The 19,525-nt window shown below is 39.9% G+C and carries 15 protein-coding genes; 6 read left to right on the top strand and 9 right to left on the bottom strand.

Features of this window, described 5'->3' with window-relative positions:
• Positions 1–92 precede the first annotated feature (92 nt).
• The gene (locus tag RM529_RS01710) at positions 93–1,526 is read left to right on the top strand and encodes a TonB-dependent receptor (RefSeq protein WP_311483019.1); all 1,434 of its coding nucleotides are present in this window, start codon (positions 93–95) and stop codon (positions 1,524–1,526) included.
• A gap of 85 nt (positions 1,527–1,611) precedes the next feature.
• On the opposite strand, the gene RM529_RS01705 is transcribed toward RM529_RS01710, so the two are convergent.
• A complete protein-coding gene (locus tag RM529_RS01705) occupies positions 1,612–3,558 on the bottom strand; it encodes a M1 family metallopeptidase (RefSeq protein ID WP_311483018.1) in 1,947 nt (648 codons plus the stop codon).
• A 445-nt stretch (positions 3,559–4,003) separates the two neighbouring features.
• Here RM529_RS01705 and RM529_RS01700 point away from each other — a divergent pair, with 445 nt between their 5' ends.
• Positions 4,004–6,415 carry a glycoside hydrolase family 31 protein gene (locus tag RM529_RS01700; RefSeq protein WP_311483017.1) on the top strand — a complete coding sequence of 804 codons (2,412 nt, stop codon included), beginning with the start codon at positions 4,004–4,006 and terminating at the stop codon, positions 6,413–6,415.
• 37 nt (positions 6,416–6,452) lie between these two features.
• Here RM529_RS01700 and RM529_RS01695 read toward each other — a convergent pair whose 3' ends face one another.
• A complete protein-coding gene (locus tag RM529_RS01695) occupies positions 6,453–7,085 on the bottom strand; it encodes a DUF4403 family protein (RefSeq protein WP_311483016.1) in 633 nt (210 codons plus the stop codon).
• Between the two features lie 99 nt (positions 7,086–7,184).
• The gene (locus RM529_RS01690) at positions 7,185–8,192 is read right to left on the bottom strand and encodes an LLM class flavin-dependent oxidoreductase (RefSeq protein ID WP_311483015.1); all 1,008 of its coding nucleotides are present in this window, start codon (positions 8,190–8,192) and stop codon (positions 7,185–7,187) included.
• 370 nt (positions 8,193–8,562) lie between these two features.
• Here RM529_RS01690 and RM529_RS01685 point away from each other — a divergent pair, with 370 nt between their 5' ends.
• On the top strand, positions 8,563–9,606 hold the full coding sequence (locus RM529_RS01685) for a glycosyltransferase family 9 protein (RefSeq protein ID WP_311483014.1): 1,044 nt from the start codon (positions 8,563–8,565) through the stop codon (positions 9,604–9,606).
• A 43-nt stretch (positions 9,607–9,649) separates the two neighbouring features.
• Here the strand turns inward: RM529_RS01685 and RM529_RS01680 are convergent, their stop codons facing one another.
• From RM529_RS01680 to RM529_RS01665, 4 genes are all read right to left on the bottom strand, one after another.
• The gene (locus tag RM529_RS01680) at positions 9,650–10,441 is read right to left on the bottom strand and encodes an anti-sigma factor (RefSeq protein WP_311483013.1); all 792 of its coding nucleotides are present in this window, start codon (positions 10,439–10,441) and stop codon (positions 9,650–9,652) included.
• Entirely contained in the window at positions 10,438–10,971 is a 534-nt protein-coding gene (locus RM529_RS01675) for an RNA polymerase sigma factor (RefSeq protein WP_311483012.1), read from the bottom strand. Before RM529_RS01675 ends, RM529_RS01680 begins: the two co-directional genes overlap by 4 nt.
• A gap of 201 nt (positions 10,972–11,172) precedes the next feature.
• Positions 11,173–12,015, bottom strand: coding sequence for a ferritin-like domain-containing protein (locus RM529_RS01670; protein WP_311483011.1), 843 nt, complete (start codon positions 12,013–12,015; stop codon positions 11,173–11,175).
• A 32-nt stretch (positions 12,016–12,047) separates the two neighbouring features.
• Complete coding sequence (locus RM529_RS01665; RefSeq protein ID WP_311483010.1) at positions 12,048–12,791, bottom strand: ferritin-like domain-containing protein; 744 nt, start codon at positions 12,789–12,791, stop codon at positions 12,048–12,050.
• 220 nt (positions 12,792–13,011) lie between these two features.
• On the opposite strand from RM529_RS01665, the gene dinB reads away from it, so the two are divergent.
• The 3 genes from dinB to RM529_RS01650 all read left to right on the top strand — a co-directional run bounded on the left by dinB (position 13,012) and on the right by RM529_RS01650 (position 18,225).
• The gene (gene dinB / locus RM529_RS01660) at positions 13,012–14,229 is read left to right on the top strand and encodes a DNA polymerase IV (protein WP_311483009.1); all 1,218 of its coding nucleotides are present in this window, start codon (positions 13,012–13,014) and stop codon (positions 14,227–14,229) included.
• A gap of 14 nt (positions 14,230–14,243) precedes the next feature.
• On the top strand, positions 14,244–17,225 hold the full coding sequence (locus tag RM529_RS01655; RefSeq protein ID WP_432264522.1) for a DNA polymerase III subunit alpha: 2,982 nt from the start codon (positions 14,244–14,246) through the stop codon (positions 17,223–17,225).
• An 88-nt stretch (positions 17,226–17,313) separates the two neighbouring features.
• The gene (locus tag RM529_RS01650; RefSeq protein WP_311483007.1) at positions 17,314–18,225 is read left to right on the top strand and encodes a sulfotransferase domain-containing protein; all 912 of its coding nucleotides are present in this window, start codon (positions 17,314–17,316) and stop codon (positions 18,223–18,225) included.
• A gap of 1 nt (position 18,226) precedes the next feature.
• Here RM529_RS01650 and RM529_RS01645 read toward each other — a convergent pair whose 3' ends face one another.
• Both RM529_RS01645 and arsB read right to left on the bottom strand, forming a co-directional pair.
• The gene (locus tag RM529_RS01645; RefSeq protein ID WP_311483006.1) at positions 18,227–18,442 is read right to left on the bottom strand and encodes a VF530 family protein; all 216 of its coding nucleotides are present in this window, start codon (positions 18,440–18,442) and stop codon (positions 18,227–18,229) included.
• 48 nt (positions 18,443–18,490) lie between these two features.
• Positions 18,491–19,525: an ACR3 family arsenite efflux transporter gene (gene arsB / locus RM529_RS01640; protein WP_311483005.1), complete on the bottom strand. Its 1,035-nt coding sequence runs from the start codon at positions 19,523–19,525 to the stop codon at positions 18,491–18,493.

Here is a 19,525-nt window from a genome sequence, read left to right as displayed (position 1 = left end):
TGAAACCAAAACCTGAAAACCTTAGCAAATCCTTATGAAGATGAAGCCGGTCATAAATTCAAATATTCTTACATTTATGATAAAGTGAAAACATGGCTGTAAATTTAGAAAAGGAAAGAGAGTTCCGCGAAATGGTTTCTGTAGAGAACAAGGCTCTTCGTATAAACCTGAATGAAAATATTTACGGGACTTTTGCTGAAATTGGGGCAGGACAGGAAACTGTACGAAATTTTTTTAGGGCCCGCAACCCATCTGGTACCATTGCCAAAACCCTTAGTGCTTACGATAAAGACTTCAGTGATGCCATCTACGGTGTTGGCGAAAATAAAAGATACGTGACAGAAGCTCGCCTAAAGAGCATGTTATCGTATGAAACCGGTCTTATTGAGGAAAGGATTTCCAGGGCGAAGCATCCAAACAAGCTTTTTTTTAGCTACGCCAATACTGTAGCCACCATAGATTTTGCCAAAAAATATAAAGGCCATGGCTGGCTGGGAATAAGGTTCCAAACCAAACCGAAAGAGGAATACAGTGAGATCATTATACATGTTCAATTTCATGAAAGCAATGCTGCAAAACAGCAAATAAGCCTTGGGATTTTAGGAGTAAACCTAATCTACGGTGCATATTATCATCACGATGATCCTGTAACTATCCTTAACAGCCTTTACGATCATTTAAATTCCCATAAGATCGAAATTGATATGGTGAATTTTACCGGCCCGGTCTTTAAACAGGTAGACAACCGCTTAATGAGCCTGCACCTTGTAAAGACGGGAAAGACCGATGCCATTATGTTTGCTCCCGATGGAAATAATGTGCTGCCGGCAGACCTGCTCTATAAGAAAAACATTCTTACGCTGCGCGGAAGCTTTAGGCCGGTTACAAGAGTAAACTTAAGTATGTTTCAAAAGTCACTGGAACTTTTCAAAAAGGAGAATAAAGTAGATGAAGATCGTATCCTGGGAATATTTGAAATCACTTTGTTCAATTTAAGGAATGAAGGAGAAATAGACGAAAAGGATTTTCTGGACAGGGCAGATTTGCTCTGTTCGCTAGGACAAACAGTAATGATTTCAAATTTTCAGGAATATTATAAAGTAGTGGAATATTTTTCACAATTTACCAGGGAGAGAATGGGGCTCACCATGGGTGTGAATACGCTTATTGAAGTTTTTAAGGAAGATTATTATAAAGATTTGAGCGGCGGAATCCTGGAAGCTTTTGGGAAATTATTTTTTAAGAGCCTGAAGATATATCTCCATCCTCAAAAAGATCCTGAAACCGGCGAGATCATCACCAGTGAAAACCTGGAAGTAGAAACGAGGACCAAAGAATTGTACAGCTTTTTTAGGGACAACGGGCGCGTTGTGGATATTACAGATTATGATCCTGAAGTCCTGGATATTAATTCCAGAAAAATTTACGAATTGATTAGAAATAGTGAAGAAGGCTGGGAAAAAGGACTGGCAGAAGATACCGTAAAACTAATAAAAGAGAATAACCTGTTTAAGAAAAAATCATAATCCCACGCCACCATAGAAATAAGCAAAAAAGAGCCCGGTTCTCCAGAACCGGGCTCTTTTTTGCTTTTATTCAGATCAACCAACTTTAGTCATTATAAAAATCTGTTGGCCAGCTGTCATTCGAGAAATTAACATCCGGTAGTATTTTTTCCGGATCCAGTTCTACACTTTCCAGCGTCTTTTCGGTTTCCAGCAAATGGCTCCAGGTATCGCCGCGTTGCCATATCTCTACAGGTAGCCGCAGGTTTTCCGTAGTACCATCTTCATACGTCAGCTTCAGTTCCACCGGCATTGGTATGTCCCCTTTATTGGATACTGTAATTACGTAATTACCCTGGCGCCGCTGCACACCATCCAGGCTAATATCGATATTCCCTGTGCCATAAAACCAGCCTTTCCAAAACCAGGAGAGGTTTTCTCCCGCCACATTTTCCATGTGATTGAAAAAATCTTTTGGCTGCGGGTGCTTATAGGCCCAGGTTTCTATGTAAGATTTAAAAGCATTATCAAATCTTTCATGGCCCAGGATATATTCGCGTAGTAATAATAAACCAATTGCAGGTTTATAATACGCCGTCATTCCCAGGTTTCTTAAATTGGTAACATCTGGATAGGTATCTATCCCTTCACGCGTTGGCCTGTTAAACCAACTTACAAGTCGCCTTGTCTGGTTTAAGTTAGATCCATACTCTCCGTCATTAAATTCCAGGCTGCTGTAATGATTTATAAAAGTGTTAAAACCTTCGTCCATCCAGGCATATCTTCTCTCATTAGTCCCCACGATCATCGGGAACCAGTTGTGACCAAATTCGTGATCTGTAACTCCCCATAAAGATTCACCTTCAGCCTGCCATCCGCAGAAGTTTAAGCCGGGATATTCCATTCCGCCAATATCTGCTGCCACATTTACAGCCACAGGATAAGGATAGTTAAACCATTTCTCCGCATAATGCTCTACAGAGTATTTGCTATATTCCGTAGAACGTCCCCAGGCTCCCTGGCCAGCGCTTTCTTTAGGATAAGCAGATTGTGCCATGGCCTTTTTGCCGTCGGGAAGGTTTATTCTTGCCGCGTCCCAAATAAATGCGCTGGAAGATGCAAAAGCCACATCCCGGGTATTTTCCATCTTAAAATGCCATGTTAACATCCCATCCTGCTTTGCACGAATAGACATATCATTCACTTCTTCGGGCTTTACAATAAATACCGTGCTATCGCTTTTTGATGCCATTTCCATTCTTTCACGCATTGTGGAAGAAAGAACCTCCCTTGGGTTTTGCAATTCGCCTGAAGCTACCACGATATGATCGTAAGGAGCGGTAATTTTAAAATCATAATCCCCATAGTCCAGGTAAAACTCACCAGCACCAAGGTACGGCTCAACATTCCAACCGTCTATATCATCAAAAACCGCAGCTCTTGGAAACCACTGCGCCATCGCGTAAATTGTACCATCTTCCACATCCAAACGTCCCATTCTATCCATTCCCTCAACAGGAATTTTATAGCTGAAGTTCATCGAAACGGTCGCTTCTCCTCCATTTGCCGGGATAGGCCTGTTAAAGAAAACCTGCATCCTGGTGTCGTTAATCAAATATTTAGAAGAGGTACTGCGCTTAACTTTTGCCTGCAAATTGCTAATCTCGTAACCCCCGTCTGTATCTCCCACATAGCGGTTCCCTCCTATTGGCGTGGTTAAGGTCCCGCGGGAATCCTCGGTAAACCTGTTTTGTTCCAGGTGCATCCAGATAAATTCCAGGTCTTGCGGACTATTATTGGTATAAGTGAGGGTGATCTTTCCAGAAATACTGTGGTCCTCGTCATTAAGGGTTGCTTCAATCGTGTAATCTGTTTCGTTCTGCCAATACTCAGGCCCGGGATGTCCCGATGCCGCCCTGTACCGGTTGCCGCTTCTATCCATAAATTCCCCAAAATCTGATTGGTTATTCTCAATCACTTCCTGCGCGTTCACTGCGGAAAGTGAAAAACTGAAAAACGTAAGGACAAGAAAACTTCTTGAAAATAGCTTCATTCTTTAAATTTTAGTGTGAATGTTGCAAATCTAAAGAATAGCCGTTAAAAATGCTTTATAAGTTCAAAAAATTGAAGCTATCCCTCTGTTTGAGGTCGAAAATTGCCATTTTTGAGCCATAACTTCTGCTGAAGTATCTAAAATTAAAAACTCCGCAGTAAAATCTGTCCATTGAAGGATAAAAAGATAAATTTTAAAGCACTTTTTTCAGGTTCAAAGAAAAAAATAAGCTTTTAGCAGTTAACGTTCAGAGTTTTAGCAATAACTTATGTTCAGCTTACATAAGGAGCATGAAAATTGGCAATTTTCGACTTACACTTGTAATCAGGAACAAAGTTTATTTCCCTCAACAGAATTTTTTGTATAAATTCAGGCTTTATCTTTGCGATCATTTTTTAAGCCTGCGGAAATCACAGTTAAATGCCGGTTAAAATTATAATTTACTATGATTACAAGTACCGAACTGGAGACAAAGGGAAATTTATTTCCCGGTGAAGTTAAAGCATTTGATTTTGATGGGGATTCGATTACTTTTTCTACAGAAAATAATGTCCTGCTACGTATTACTGTTCTAAGAGACAGCATTCTGCGCTTTAGATATGCAACAGATGGGATTTTTGAAAATGACTTTTCCTATGCTCTCGATAAAGATACTATGCACGGGTTTAATAAATTTCAAATTGAAGAAGATCCTTCGTTTATCACTATTACCACCAGCAAAATTAAATGCAAAGTCGCTATTTCCAACCTTAAAATAGGCATTTTTGACCTTCAGGATCAAGTGATAGTAGAAGATGAACTGGGTTTTCACTGGGAAGAAAACTTTGAGTTTGGCGGCAATTTTGTAAAGATGAACAAAACTTCTGTTGAAGGAGAAAATTTCTTTGGGCTTGGAGATACGCCTACCAACTTCAATTTAAAAGGGAGAAAACTGAGTTTATGGAACAAAGACCAGTTTGCCTTTAACAAAGACCTGGAGGAACTCTATAAAGCTGTCCCTTTTTATACCGCGCTACACACTAACATCGCCTACGGAATTTTTTTTGATAACAGTTTTAAATCACATTTTGATTTTTGCCAGGATAAAAGGAATGAAGTAAAATTTTGGGCTGAAGGGGGTGAAATGAACTACTATTTTATCTATGGCCCAAAAATAGCAGACGTTGTGACTTCTTACACCAGCCTTACGGGAACTCCAGACCTGCCCCCAATGTGGGCTTTGGGTTACCACCAAAGCAAGTGGAGCTATTTTCCCGAAAGCAAAGTGAATGAACTTGCAGCTAAGTTTAGGGAGCTGGAATTCCCGTGTGATGCGATACATCTTGATATCGATTATATGGATGGATTTAGATGTTTTACCTGGAACAAAAAATACTTTCCCAATCCTAAACTCATGGTAGCGAACCTTGAGGAAAAAGGCTTTAAAACTGTAGTAATTATAGACCCCGGAATAAAAATTGACGCAGATTATAAAATTTTTAAAGAGGCCCTGGACAACGATTATTTTTGCCGAAGGGCAGACGGGCCTTTTATGCGCGGCAAAGTATGGCCGGGGGAATGTTATTTCCCAGATTTCACCAACCCTAAAGTACGGGAATGGTGGGCTGGATTATATAAAGAACTTGTTGGGGAAGTTGGCGTAAAAGGGATTTGGAACGATATGAACGAACCGGCAGTGATGGAAGTGCCGGGAAAAACATTTCCCAGGGATGTGAGGCATGATTATGACGGAAATGACTGCAGCCACAGGAAGGCGCATAACATTTACGGAATGCAGATGGCGAGGGCCACATATGATGGTGTGCTGAAATATTCTTTTCCAAAAAGGCCGTTTACAATAACCCGCGCCAATTTTGCTGGCGGGCAGCGGTTTAGCGCTACCTGGACAGGAGATAATATTGCGAGCTGGGAACATTTATGGCTTGCCAATACACAGGTGCAGCGACTGTGCCTTAGCGGAATGAGTTTTTCGGGGAGCGATATTGGAGGGTTTGCAGAGCAACCTTCTGGCGAATTGTTTACCCGCTGGATTCAGCTGGGGATTTTTCATCCTTTTTGCAGGGTTCATTCTTCGGGAGATCATGGAAATCAGGAACCATGGTCTTTTGGTGAAGAAGTTCTGAGTATTACCAGGGAATATATTAAATTAAGGTACCAATTACTTCCCTACTTATATACCGCCTTCCACCAATACGTAGAAGAAGGGATTCCAATATTAAAGCCTCTGGTATATTTTGATCAGGAAGATGTACATACCTATTACCGGTCTGATGAATTTATATTTGGAAACCAAATACTTGTATGCCCTATCCAGGATCCTCACGTACAAGGACGCAGGATGTACTTTCCGCGAGGAAAATGGTACAACTTCTGGAATGATGAGGTGGTAACCGGAGGCAAAGAATTTTGGGTTGATGCCCCGCTGGAAAAATCTCCGATTTTTATAAAAGAAGGAGCTATTATTCCCAGGTTTCCTGCTCAAAATTATGTAGATGAAATAGAAATAGAAGCGTTGTTCCTGGACATCTATTACAAAAACGGAAATGAAACTTCTATCTTATACGAAGATGCTCATGATGGTTATGATTACAAAAAAGGAAGGTACAGCCTAAAAACTTTCAAATTCCGTGGAAAACCGGAAGAAATTATAATCCAGCAACACAAAGATGGAAAGTTTTTAACCTCCTATAAGCACCTGGAGTTTCGCTTTCACGGATTACCCTTTGAAATTGAAAAAGCTTACGTGGACAATGAAGAAGTAAGCCTGGAATCGCTGGATTATAATCGAACAGAGAAAACGATGAAAATCCCTAAAATGTTCGATCTCCTTCAGTTTACTTCCGCAGAAAAGCTATAAAACTTTTGTTTTAAATTGAAAACAGTCCGGAGCTTAATCAGAGATTGATTTTTTCAATTTCAACATTTGCCATCCCCTCAATATTTACTTCTACCAGCAGGTATTTTTCCTGCGGCACTATATTTCTGATTTTAATGTTTTTAAGGTCACCCGAAACAAAAATACCCTGATGCGGTTCTACCCGATTTTGTAGTTTTTTATTGATCGTTTCCAGCTGCTCCTGGATATGTGGAAGAAAATCGAACCTCATCTTCTCCTTTAGCTTGTTGTACATAAAAATATTGGCTACGGTCTCGAGAAAGTTATTTAACAGCCAATTGCGGGTGTTCCCTTCTAATTTATAATCGTTAATAGTGATCACCTGGTCTTCTTTATTAAATTGGAGGGAGACATTTATAAGCAAGCGCCCTTCTTTATTTTTGAAAAGAGAGGTTAACGCCCGCACCTTGAGCTCCAGGACGAGATCGTACTCTTCTTCGGGGCTTTTTTCCAATACCACATCAAGAATTTCGGCATAAGTTGAAGTTTTTCCGTTTTTTTCAGCTTTTACTTTCTCACCTATAAGTTTTTTCCGCAGTAAATCTTCAATAACATAATATTCTGCACGAACCGGTAAGGCTATGCTCACTTTTCCCCGGGGTGAATCTTCTATTTCTTCTATGTTGTCCATAAGCTAGTTTCCTACTAAAATACATTTTCTTTTCAAAAAGATTATAAGCGCTCTTTGCAATGAGCAGAAAAGCCTGATAGCAAAAATGCCAATTATCGGCTATATTTCGTTCATTACTTCAGAAAAGATCCTGTAAGAATTTACCCGGTCTTCATGATGATAAATGTGCGAGGCAACCATTAATTCATTTACCCCGGTTTTATCCAGAAACGCTTTAGTTTGCTCTTTCACAGTATCTTTACTACCTACAAAAGCATACTTCAACATTCTTTGAAAAGCAGGATTTCGCGAAAGCTCTTTTAATTCTGGCGTCAACTCCACAGGCTCCTGAATATAATCTATATTACCGGTCATCACACCAATCATCATGCGGAGCATTGAGGTGGAAATTCGCTCTGCCTCCTTATCTGTGTCGGCAGCTATTACATTAATGCACGCGATGGTATACGGCTCCTGTAAATATTCTGAAGGTTCGAAATTGTTATAATATATATTTAAAGCTTCAAAAAGGTGGGTTGGCGCGAAATGGCTCGCAAAAGCATATGGCAAACCTTTTTTTGCCGCAAGATGTGCGCTGTCTGTACTTGAGCCCAGGATGTAAATGGGAACATCCACACCTTCGGCCACTGTTGCACGCACTTTATAATCCCTGTTATCCGGAGAGAAATATTGTTGTATTTCGCCAATTTCTTCCGGAAATTTATATACCGCATGCATCCTGTTTGCGCGAATTGCCTGCGCTGTGACCTGATCTGTTCCCGGAGCCCTCCCTAAACCCATATCGATACGATTAGGATACAGGGATCCCAAGGTTCCAAATTGTTCTGAAACAATGAGCGGGGAATGGTTGGGCAGCATGATCCCACCAGAACCAACTCTAATCTTCTTTGTCCCGCCGGCAATGTGGCCAATTAGAACCGTCGTAGCCGAACTTGCTATACTTATCATGTTGTGATGCTCTGCCAGCCAAAAGCGGTGATATCCAAAATCTTCGGCTTTTTGAGCAAGATCCAGTGCTCTTTTAAAAGTCTCTCCGGGAGTAGAATTGCTGGCGACGCTTGCCAGTTCTAGTATCGAATAAGGAATATTTTTGTTTTTCTTAGTCATTCTTTCTTAATTCTTTTTTTCTTTTTCTGCCGAAAAAATTGCTTTATTCCGACTTAAATTTTCTTTTTTTCGTAGCGCTTCAATTTAAGGAACATTAGAGGAAAACCACAGCATTTCAGAGAATTTTAGTATTGAATTGTGGCAGAAATTAGCACCGAAATATTTTACCGGACAATCTGCTCTATTTTACAAAAAAGATTTGCAGAATCCTGCCAACAGCTTTTTGAAAATTCCAGACGTAAAAAGTTGGCAGGCAAAGGAATTCATATTTAAAAGATCCTGAAAACTTAAAATTTCTAGTTATGTTTGGTCTTACAAGGTATTGCCAGATATGTACCAATAAACTATAAGCTCCTGAGGAGTTGAAAATATGAGTAGCCTCAAAAAGATAAATTTTCTGCGAAAAAAAATCACCCGTTCCTTAACGAGAAACGTGGGAAAATCCCAACTTCAGGAGAAAATTGATTTAAGCAACGTAACGATCAAAAGAATATTAATTTCCCGTCCCAATCACAGGCTGGGGAACCTTTTAATGATCACCCCACTAATCCAGGAATTAACCGAAACTTTTCCGCAGTGCCAAATCGATCTATTTATAAAAGGCAATCTGGGGCCGGTGCTATTCAAAAATTATTCAAAGGTCAATCACATCATTGCACTTCCTAGAAAACCCCTAAAGCAATTATTTCAATATCAACGGGCATGGTTATCACTAAAAACCCGGACTTACGATTTGGTAATAAACGGTGATAAAATATCATCTTCAGGAAGATTATCTGTCCAACTGGCCAGGTCCAGGTATAAACTTTTTGGAGACGAAAGCCCGGATTTGGAATTACATTCTGAAAAAAACCAGCACATGGCGAAAGCCCCTATTCTTAATTTCAGAAGTTTTGTCACTTACCAAAATTCCAAAACCACTAATGAACCTGCCCCCCGGCTTGACCTTAAATTAAGCCCGGACGAAATTTTGGAAGGCAGAAAAAAATTAAAAGATCTTGTACAGAATGAAGAAAAAACAATCTGTTTATTCACCTTTGCGACCGGAGAAAAATGCCTTTCCAAAGAATGGTGGCTGAATTTTCATGAAAGGCTGAGGGAGGAATTTCCGGAATATAATATCGTGGAAGTTTTACCCATGGAGAACGTTTCCCAAATATCTTTTAAAGCACCAACTTTTTACAGCAGGAATTTGCGCGAGATAGGATCTTTAATTAAAAATACGCAGATTTTTATTGGTGCCGACAGTGGTATTATGCATTTGGCAAGCGCGGCACAAGCACCTACAATTGGGTTGTTTTCTATTTCTAACGAAAAAAGGTATTATCCTTATGGTAATGGCAGTGCTGCCTTTAATGTTCAAAAATCCAGTCTTAATGAGCTTCTTGAAATAATAAAAACAATCCTTAGGTAAAGTTTGGTGTTATTCCGGTTAATAGAACCAAATGATTTTTACTTTAAGAAGTAACAGTCCCCAAAGAATAAAGCATTTCCATGGTAGGAGTCTCACTTCCTCCTGCCGGCTCCAAAGTAATTCCAAAACCTTCGGAAATGTTCGGGTTATCCAGTACAAAGATTTTGTCTTCATCTTCCTCAAAATCATCTAAGAGGCCAAGGCTACTGGGAACAAGGGGGGACATTTTAAGTGACCAGACCTGATACACCATTCCTCTTGGCGGCTCGGGCAAGTTTTGGGCATCGATTAGGGTCAGGTCTTTCTCATCATCATAATATGCAGTTGCGTATGCCTCCGGAGCTATCTCCTGTCCCTCAAGTGGGACTTTTAATATATTCCGGTCTCTTAGCGTACTTAAAAGTTCCCGGGATTTGGCAGCATCGTTTCTTGCTTCTGCAATTTCCGATTCTATCTGCGCGTTTTCTGCCTGCAAGGCCTGCAGGGATTCCTTTAGTTCACTATTGTTTTTAAACATAAGGAACAAACCTACCAACAAAAGAATACTTGCCGCCCAACCCAGAAGTGCAGACCAGTTTGTCCTCTTATTTCTAACCGGAATATTTCTGCTTCTTTGCGAAATTTTTTCTTTTAAAGGTGCCAACAAAAATTCCCGATTGGAAGGCGCCGCAGCTTCGGACAACTTCATTAAAGCTTCTTCAATTTCTTCCACCTCAGCTCTCATTTCAGGATGTTTCTTAAGCATACGGGTCACTTCAGCACTTTCAGACTTAGAGAGTGCACCGTATACATAGAGTTCTAAAATCCCTGATGATATGTATTCCTTTTCATTCATCGCTTGCTAATGTTAGCTCTTAATTTATCTATACATACCCTGTTTTTAGTTTTTACTGTTCCTAAGGGAATTTGAAGTTCTTCGGCACTTTCCTTCTGTGTAAAACCCTTGAAAAATAGAAGATCTATTAATTTTTTACAGACAGGTCCCAACAGGTCTATATATTTTTGCAATCCAATAGCATCTATTTTTCCGGAAGCATTACTGCTCGTCTCCAGAATTTCCGTAAAGTCATAATCCTTCAGATCTGACCTTTTATTTTTGAATTCTTTAGATCGTAATTTATCGATTGAAGCATTTCTTGCTATATTCAGAATCCAGGTAAAGAACCGGCCCTGATCTGAATCGTAGGATGGAGCGTTATCCCATATTTTAAGAAATACATCCTGAAGAATTTCTTCTGAAATTTTCTCGTCCCGAACAATACTGAAAATGATACCGTACATACTTGTGGCGTATAGCTGATAGATACGTTCAAAAGCCTTCTCATTCCCTTCCTGGAGCTGAGCAATTAATAGATCTTGTTGCATTCGTTTAAATAATGGGTCAATTTAGGCAATTATCGGCAAAACCGGAACAAATGCTAAAAATGATATATAATGAACCTACTTACTCATTTTTTTGGATTGCCCTGCTTTATTCAACGATCATAAATATAATGCTGAATAAAAAGAAATCGCCTGAAAATTTCTTTCCCAGGCGATTTTACTTCACTGAACTATGTTGCGGATTTATGAAACAATAAAAAGCCCTGCAATATTAGAAGCGGTTTGACCATCCATGGGCTCATCATAGGCCTGCGATACCGCAACATCACCAAAAGCTGTGGCATCAACAAGGTTTACTCCGCCCTGCACTACATTCTCTTCCCCGTCATACACAGCCTGAGTGGCTTCTGGCATACCAGGTCCTCTGTTATCCAGGGTTATCCATCCCAAAGCGTTTTGATCCAGGTTTTCTCCCATTACATCTGCTCTAAGTCTTCTTATTTCTGAAGCATGGCGGGCTTCTACAGAATGTATTTGCAACGCGGGAGTAAGGAATTGAGTTCCCATAAGGTTACCTGCCTGTCCTTTATATGCTCTCACGCCCGTATCTTCAAAAGCCTGGGCGAGAGCCAGGAGTTGGGCATAAGCCACTTCCTGTCCGGTTCCATTATTATTAAAAGGATCAAATGCTCCTCCTGCCGTAAAATCAAATTCCGGAGATTCTATAGAGTTTTCACCCAATCCAGATTTCAGGAATTCAACATGTGCAGATTCATGTTTGGAGATCTGTTCATAAATAGCTTCTGCTTTACTTCCTCCCGGCAGCACTCCCGAGTTTAATGCTTTTAAATAGAATTCTGCTTCCAGGTATTCCAATGTTAAAGCTAGTTGTAAAGCACCAATAGCTGCATTTTGATCCTGGGCAGCAAAAGCCTTTCCAGAAGAAGTGACCAATCCAAAAGGGATTGCGGTTAAAGCTGCTTTCTTTCCCAAAGAACCAAGGGTACTAAAAGCTTCTCTTCTTGAGGAAGTCTTAGCTGAAAGGTTTTCTGACGTGAATTCGTCTAAGAATTTTATAATATCCATAATAATTTTGTTTTAAAGTTTTTGAAATTGGTTTATCCTGGCAATTGATTTGCGGTAAATTGTGTTTTAACAAATCCGGTATCTCCCACTGCTGTTAAGATTTGAGAAGGAGATCTGGCCAGATCCAGACCATTTTCGTCTACTACATCGTCCCCGGCAAAAGCCTTTGGATCGTCCATAAAGATGGATCTGATGGCAGCAGCATGCCTAGCCTCCACAGATACTATTTTTCCGGCAATTACCAGATAATCAGGTGTGGTCAGTAAACTTCCGGCTCCGTTGTAAGCAGCTACTCCAGTATCCTCCAACACCCTTGCAGTACCAAGGACTGAACTCCTGTCTGAAAAGTCTACTGAGGCAAAATCAAATTCCAGTTCAGGTAAGACCTTACTGGTATCCCCACCAACAGCTCCACTGATTGCCGCATTAAAAAAATCGCAGTGTATCACCTCATGTTTATAAAGGTCTTCCAGGATTAATCTTTCCTCGGCACTGGCATTCATCCAGTAAGATCCGTCTAATACATTTGTATAAAACGCAGCTTCCAATTGCTCCAGAGCATAGGCATAATTAAGGATTCCCACATCTCCGCTTCCCAAATCAAAGATATCTCCACGATCTATAGGATCCATGAGATCATCGTCATCACTACAGGAAAGCAAAAATCCTGATCCTACTACGGCTAAACTTCCCATCTTTAAAAATTTTCTTCGGGAAGAGTTGTTTCCATTTGATGCAGAATATTCTTGCTGCACTTTAATCATAGGTTTTTTCATAATTACATTTTTGTTGATTACATAGATACTTACGTAAGCAGAGCCACCCCCGGTTTTTCATTTCCAGTTAAGCTTTTGTTAAATAAAGAAAATGGCAATTTTAAAGCCCTTACAGCCTTTAGGACTCGTCTATTATAAGTTTAACTATTTCTGCTTAGCCTTCTTTCAATATATTTTATAATTTTGGAAATAATCCTAAACAAAGGATTTATTCCAAATTATGAAGAACAGATCAATAATACACCTGGACCTTGATACTTTTTTTGTTTCTGTAGAGCGGCGGCTTAATTCAGAATTGGAAAATAAGCCGTTAATCGTGGGCGGAATGGGAGATCGCGGAGTGGTGGCTGCTGCCAGTTATGAGACCAGGAAATTTGGTGTACATTCGGGAATGGCAATGAAAGTAGCCCGGCAGCTCTGCCCTCACGCTACCGTAATAAAAGGAGATTCCGGTCTTTATACCAAACACTCCCATGAAGTTACCGATATTATCAAAAGCAGCGTTCCTTCCTTTGAAAAAGCGAGTATCGATGAATTCTATGCCGATCTTTCCGGAATGGATAAATTCTTCGGGATCAGGAAATTTGCTCATGAATTGCGACAGACAATCATTAAAGAAAGCGGACTTCCCATTTCCTTCGGCTTATCCCAAAATAAAGTTGTCTCTAAAATTGCTACCGGCGAAGCAAAACCAAACGATGAGCTATGCATAAATAACGGAGAAGAAAGATCTTTTCTGGCTCCCCTTTCGGTGCGAAGAATCCCCATGATAGGAAGTAAAACCTTTCAGAAGCTGCTCAATCTTGGAATTAGAGACATTAGGACCATCCAGGACATGCCGGTAGAAATGCTGGAAAGTGTGCTCGGAAAAAACGGAAGAATCATCTGGAAAAGAGCTCAGGGTATAGATGATTCTCCTATTGTTCCTTTTCATGAACGAAAATCTATTTCTGCCGAACGAACTTTCAATAAAGACACAACAGATATGCTAAAGCTGGAAGCAACGCTGGCCGGAATGGCAGAGAACCTAGCCTACCAGCTAAGGCGGGGAAATAAACTGACTTCCTGCGTTAGCGTAAAAATCCGTTATTCCGATTTTCAGACTTATACAAAACAGGCCAAAATCCCCTATACCAGTGCCGATCATATCCTGATTCCGAAAATAGAGGAGTTATTTAAACAACTGTACAATCGCAGGTTACTGATAAGGCTGATTGGTGTTAAATACACTCATTTGACGGGAGGAAACTATCAAATCAATCTTTTTGATGATTCTGAAAAAATGCTGAACCTGTACAATGCTATGGATAAAATTCGCAACAGGTATGGCGATCATGCGGTAGTACGGGTTTCTACGATAGGCGGAAATGGGGTTGGCCGAATAGAAAACCCGTTTAATGGAGAACCACCAATACTTCACGCCCATAGACAGCAATAATAATTGATTAGATGATGTTCTTAAACTGCCACACCTATTATTCTCTTCGTTACGGTACTTTTTCAGTGGAAGAGTTGTGCGAACTCGCCAAAAATCAGCATGTACAAATTCTGGCAGTTACTGATATTAATAATACTTCTGCATGTTTAAAATTCATCAAAATTGCTTCGGAATATGGCATTAAACCATTGACAGGAATCGATTTCAGGAATGGTGTGCAACAGCAGTATGTTGGGATAGCCAGGAATAATGAAGGTTTTAAACAATTAAACCAGCATTTATCCAGTCATCTGCACAACGGAAGTGATTTTGCGAATAATGCCCCTCTTCTCCCCGATTGTTACATTATTTATCCTTTTGAAAAGGTGGCTTCAGATAAAAAATTAAACTTTAGAGCGAATGAATTTATAGGAGTTTCAGTAGAAAATCTGCGAAAACTTAAATTTTCGAAGTACCTCCACTACAAAGAAAAACTGGTACTATTGCAGACGGTCACCTTCCGAAGCAAAAGAGATCACAATGCCCACCGATTGCTACGGGCAATAGACAACAATACACTGCTAAGCAAATTGCCGAAAAGTGAGGAAGGAAATTTTTCCCAGCAAATGCTTTCTCCTGAAATTATTAAAACTGAATTTCAAGATTATCCACACATCCTACAGAATACAGAAAAGCTTACAAAAACCTGTGAAGTGAAATTCAATTTTGGGGAAGCGCGGGAGAATCAAAATCTGAAGGTTTTCGGCAAGAGTAAAAAAGCAGATGAAGAAGAATTAAAAAAACTTTGTTACAAAAATCTGCCGAAGCGTTATCCGCAGGCTTCAGAAGAAGTTTACGAGCGGGTAAATAAAGAATTGAAAGCCGTAATTAGCCTTGGCTACGTTGCTTTTTTCCTAATCAATTATGATATTATTCAATATGCAAAAGAAAAAGCTTATCCGTACATAGGCAGGGGCAGCGGTGCCAATTCCATCGTGGCTTACATTCTTGGGATCACTAATGTAGATCCTATTGAGCTGGATCTTTATTTTGAACGTTTTATCAATGCGCATCGCAACTCCCCACCAGATTTTGATATAGATTTTTCCTGGAAACACCGGCAGGACGTGACGGCCTACATCTTTGATCGTTATAAAAACACCGCTCTTATGGGAACCTATGTTACTTTTAAGCGGCGCGCGGTTGTGAGAGAACTTGGGAAAGTGTTGGGGCTGCCAAAAGAAAACCTCGACAAGCTCTCTGCCGGATATTTCGATTACCATCAGCTGGACCACCTGGAAAAACTGGTGCTTAGGTACAGTAAATTAATAGCAGGTTTTCCAAATTATATAAGTGTACATTCAGGAGGGATATTGATTTTAAACGATTCCGTATATAACTATGCAGGTACTTTTATGCCGCCCAAAGGTTTCCGCACGGTCCAGATAGATATGAACATTAGTGAAGAAGTCGGGATCCACAAATTTGATATTCTGGCTCAAAGAGGACTTTCAAAAATAACAGATGCCATTGAGATAATCAGGCAAAATCAACCAGGTGCGATAGTAGAAGATATAGAAAATACTAAAGTTTTTAAAGAAGATCCTGAAATTAATCACTTGCTTAAAACGGGAGATTGTATGGGTGTTTTCTATGTCGAATCTCCCGCTATGCGCGGATTGATGATCAAATTACAAACCAACAGCTATCTTGAGCTTGTTGCGGCGAGTTCTATCATCAGGCCCGGAATTTCCAACGGCGGGATGAAGGAAGAGTACATCCAGCGTCACCGGAACCCGGAACAACGAAAAGTAGCACATCCTGTTCTCTTTGAAATTCTAGCCGAAACTTATGGAGTTATGGTCTACCAGGAAGATGTTCTTAAAGTAGCTCATCATTTTGCAGGGCTGTCTTATGACGAAGCCGATATCTTAAGGCGGGGAATGAGCGGTAAGAAAACTTCCAAAGGACAAATAGAGAAAATCGAAGCCAAATTCAGGAGTAATTGCAGAAAAAAAGCATATCCTGAACAATTAATTAAGGAAGTATGGGAGCAAATTTCCTCATTCGCAGGATATGCTTTCCCTAAGGGACATTCGGCCTCTTACGCAGTAGAAAGTTACCAAAGCCTCTACTTAAAAAAATATTTTCCGTTGGAATTTATGGTGGCAGCACTCAATAACGGAGGGGGTTTTTATGACGTAGAAACTTATATTCAGGAAATACGAAAATGCGGCGGAATTGTTCATGCGCCTTGCATTAATAAGAGTGACCATCCAAATGTTATTTTCGGAAAAAATATTTATTTAGGCTTAGGAAATATAAAAGAACTGGAGATGAAAGTAATACAGCGTATTCTTGAAAACCGGCAATTTTTTGGACCCTTCAAATCGCTGGATAATTTTATAGATCGCGTAGCTATTTCTATTGACCAATTAAGCATTTTATTAAAAATTGGCGCATTTAGATTTACTCAACTGGATAAACATCATTTGCTTTGGAAAGCGCATTTTAAACTAAATAAGAGTAAACCTAAAACCAATCAGGCAGTATTATTCAAGCCAAAGCAAAGAGATTTTGAGTTGCCCCAATTCACTTTTTCTGAAATTGTGGAAGCTTACGACCAAATGGCACTCCTGGGATTCCCACTCTGCAGCCACTTTAAATTGCTGAGAAATCCCATACAAGCTTCCATAAAAGCAAAAGAATTGAAGAATTTTATTGGCAGAGATATACAAATTTATGGGAACCTTATCACCGCAAAACGGACTCCTACTGTAAATGGTAAATTTATGTGCTTTAGCACCTTTTATGATATGGACAGCGATATTTTTGATATTGTGCAGTTTCCTGCAATAGCTGAAAAATATCCAATACGCACCAAAGGAATTTTCTTATGTTATGGACGAGTAGTAGAGGAATTAGGCTACCTATCCCTAAACCTTAAATGGATTTCGCGGCAGGAAACTATGGGAGATCCGCGCCTGGTTGATTCCCGTAAATTTAAGGCAGTATAAAAACACATCCTTCCAAAATCCTAAGAATTTATTAATCCACCGTATGGTGATTGGAAAAATTATTAGCTTGTTTTTAAAGTACAGATAAATGAACATTCTGCAGATAAGTGCACCAAAATCGGGAAGTTATTGGCTACACACCATTTTACATCAGATTCTTAAGAAAAAGGGATTTTCAATAAAGTCTTTTATTCAGCAACAGGAGCTTTACCAACAGGCAAAAAATATGGAGCTCAGCTTTAAAGACCAGGCTGGAGTAGATATGATAGATATTGAAGAAGATGGATGCTATTTCAGGATAAGTTCAATTTTTAGGGAGAAAATTTCAGATCCTGCAGTTTATGCCAATTCCACCAGCCTGGCGTGGACACATTCTACCCTGTGCTCCACAAGTTTTGATGTTCTTCCTCTTTTCACAAAGAGAATTTGCATAGTTCGGGATCCCAGAGACCGGGCGTTATCGGCTGCAAAATTTGCTTTTACTCCGTATATGAAAAAGCATTATCCCTCCCCTTATTCTTCGCCGGAAGAGTTTATGGACAATGAATACGCGAACCTGCTGGAACGATGGATATGGTTTTATGGCAATTATCTACTTCATAAAGAAAAATTAGATATTCATTTTGTTTTCTATGAACGGTTGTTGCACAATTTTCCTGCTGAATTAAAATCTTTACTAGATTACCTTCAGGTTAGTTTATCTGAAAAAGAGCAGAAAGAAATTGAAGAAGCCGTGACTTTCTCTAACATGAAAAATAAAAGCCCGAAGCACCTCAACAAAGGAAAATTCGGGAAATGGGTGGAGCAATTGAGCGAAGAACAAAAAGAACTTGCCATAGAAAAAGCCGGAGGCTTAATGCAGCACCTCAACTACCCTTTAGAAACGGCTGAAGCACACGAAAAACTGCCTTCGCTCACTTCTGATATTCCGAAAAACAAATTGGAAGGAATGCTTCGGGATATTTCCTGGTACGATTTATACAACAGCAACAGTCTTTAAACTAAATACTTTTCAGATATAATTGTTCAACTTTTTCGCGTGCCCATGGAGTTTTCCGAAGAAATTTTAAGCTGGACTTTACGGAAGGATCATGTGTAAAACAACGGATGTTTATTCTCTTTCCCAATTCGTCCCAGCCGTACTTTTCTACAAGAAAATTCAGCATATCCACAAGTTTTACTCCGTGCAGAGGATTATTTTTTTGCTGTTGATCCATATTTGGTTTATTCAATTTCTGAAAATTCTGCTTCAGAAAAATGAGAATTCAATAATACTTCTTTTTCAGCCAAAAGGAGACACGTACCAGAAGAATAAGTGCAGGAACTTCTATTAAAGGACCTATCACTCCCGCAAAAGCCTGCCCCGAATTTAATCCGAAGACAGCTATCGCAACCGCAATAGCCAGTTCAAAATTATTCCCCGCTGCCGTAAAAGCAATAGCAGCGTTTTTATCGTAGGTTGCCCCCATTGCTTTGCTGATAAAAAAGCCAATAATAAACATGAGTGTAAAATAAATCAACAGCGGTACCGCAATAACCACCACATCCATTGGGATTTCAACAATAAGCTCGCCCTTAAGTGAAAACATAAGCACGATAGTAAAGAGCAAGGCTATAAGTGTAATTGGCGAAATTGCAGGAATAAACTTTTTGTCGTACCAATCGCTCCCTTTTAGTTTAACCAGGAAGTATCTGCTCAGGATTCCCAGCACAAATGGAATCCCCAGGTAAATTGCCACACTTTCTGCAATAGTTGCAATAGAAATATCTACTACCGCCCCATCGAACCCAAACATCGGTGGTAATACTGTAATGAACAGCCAGGCGTAAAAACTATAAGCAAACACCTGGAAAATACTGTTTAGCGCTACCAGGCCTGCACCATATTCGCTGCTTCCCTCTGCCAGATCGTTCCAGACCAGAACCATGGCGATGCAACGCGCCAGGCCTATTAAGATAAGACCGACCATATATTCGGGGTGATCCTGAAGAAAAATCATTGCCAGGACAAACATTAAAATTGGCCCAATAATCCAATTGAGAAGTAAGGAGATGGAAAGTATCTTTACATTACGAAACACCTTAGGCAAAAGCCGGTAATTGACTTTCGCCAACGGCGGATACATCATAAGAATAAGCCCAACGGCAATGGGCCAGTTGGTGGTACCGCTACTATAAGATTCTATCCGCTCCGGGAAAGATGGAAAGAGGAAGCCGAGAGCTACACCAATCCCCATGGCAATAAATATCCACAGCGTAAGATACGTATTTAGAAATCCAAGTTTTTTATTTTCAGCCAT

Source organism: Autumnicola edwardsiae (assembly GCF_031846505.1).
GTDB classification, from domain to species: Bacteria; Bacteroidota; Bacteroidia; order Flavobacteriales; family Flavobacteriaceae; genus Autumnicola; species Autumnicola edwardsiae.
The sequence above is the reverse complement of the archived record's forward strand: the minus strand, read 5'-3'. Positions and strand labels throughout refer to the sequence as shown.

Coding starts and splice junctions, on each gene's coding strand:
- RM529_RS01710 (WP_311483019.1), top strand. CDS start 93: ATGGCTGTAAATTTAGAAAAGGAAAGAGAGTTCCGCGAAATGGTTTCT.
- RM529_RS01705 (WP_311483018.1), bottom strand. CDS start 3,558: ATGAAGCTATTTTCAAGAAGTTTTCTTGTCCTTACGTTTTTCAGTTTT.
- RM529_RS01700 (WP_311483017.1), top strand. CDS start 4,004: ATGATTACAAGTACCGAACTGGAGACAAAGGGAAATTTATTTCCCGGT.
- RM529_RS01695 (WP_311483016.1), bottom strand. CDS start 7,085: ATGGACAACATAGAAGAAATAGAAGATTCACCCCGGGGAAAAGTGAGC.
- RM529_RS01690 (WP_311483015.1), bottom strand. CDS start 8,192: ATGACTAAGAAAAACAAAAATATTCCTTATTCGATACTAGAACTGGCA.
- RM529_RS01685 (WP_311483014.1), top strand. CDS start 8,563: ATGAGTAGCCTCAAAAAGATAAATTTTCTGCGAAAAAAAATCACCCGT.
- RM529_RS01680 (WP_311483013.1), bottom strand. CDS start 10,441: ATGAATGAAAAGGAATACATATCATCAGGGATTTTAGAACTCTATGTA.
- RM529_RS01675 (WP_311483012.1), bottom strand. CDS start 10,971: ATGCAACAAGATCTATTAATTGCTCAGCTCCAGGAAGGGAATGAGAAG.
- RM529_RS01670 (WP_311483011.1), bottom strand. CDS start 12,015: ATGGATATTATAAAATTCTTAGACGAATTCACGTCAGAAAACCTTTCA.
- RM529_RS01665 (WP_311483010.1), bottom strand. CDS start 12,791: ATGAAAAAACCTATGATTAAAGTGCAGCAAGAATATTCTGCATCAAAT.
- dinB (WP_311483009.1), top strand. CDS start 13,012: ATGAAGAACAGATCAATAATACACCTGGACCTTGATACTTTTTTTGTT.
- RM529_RS01655 (WP_432264522.1), top strand. CDS start 14,244: ATGTTCTTAAACTGCCACACCTATTATTCTCTTCGTTACGGTACTTTT.
- RM529_RS01650 (WP_311483007.1), top strand. CDS start 17,314: ATGAACATTCTGCAGATAAGTGCACCAAAATCGGGAAGTTATTGGCTA.
- RM529_RS01645 (WP_311483006.1), bottom strand. CDS start 18,442: ATGGATCAACAGCAAAAAAATAATCCTCTGCACGGAGTAAAACTTGTG.
- arsB (WP_311483005.1), bottom strand. CDS start 19,525: ATGGCTGAAAATAAAAAACTTGGATTTCTAAATACGTATCTTACGCTG.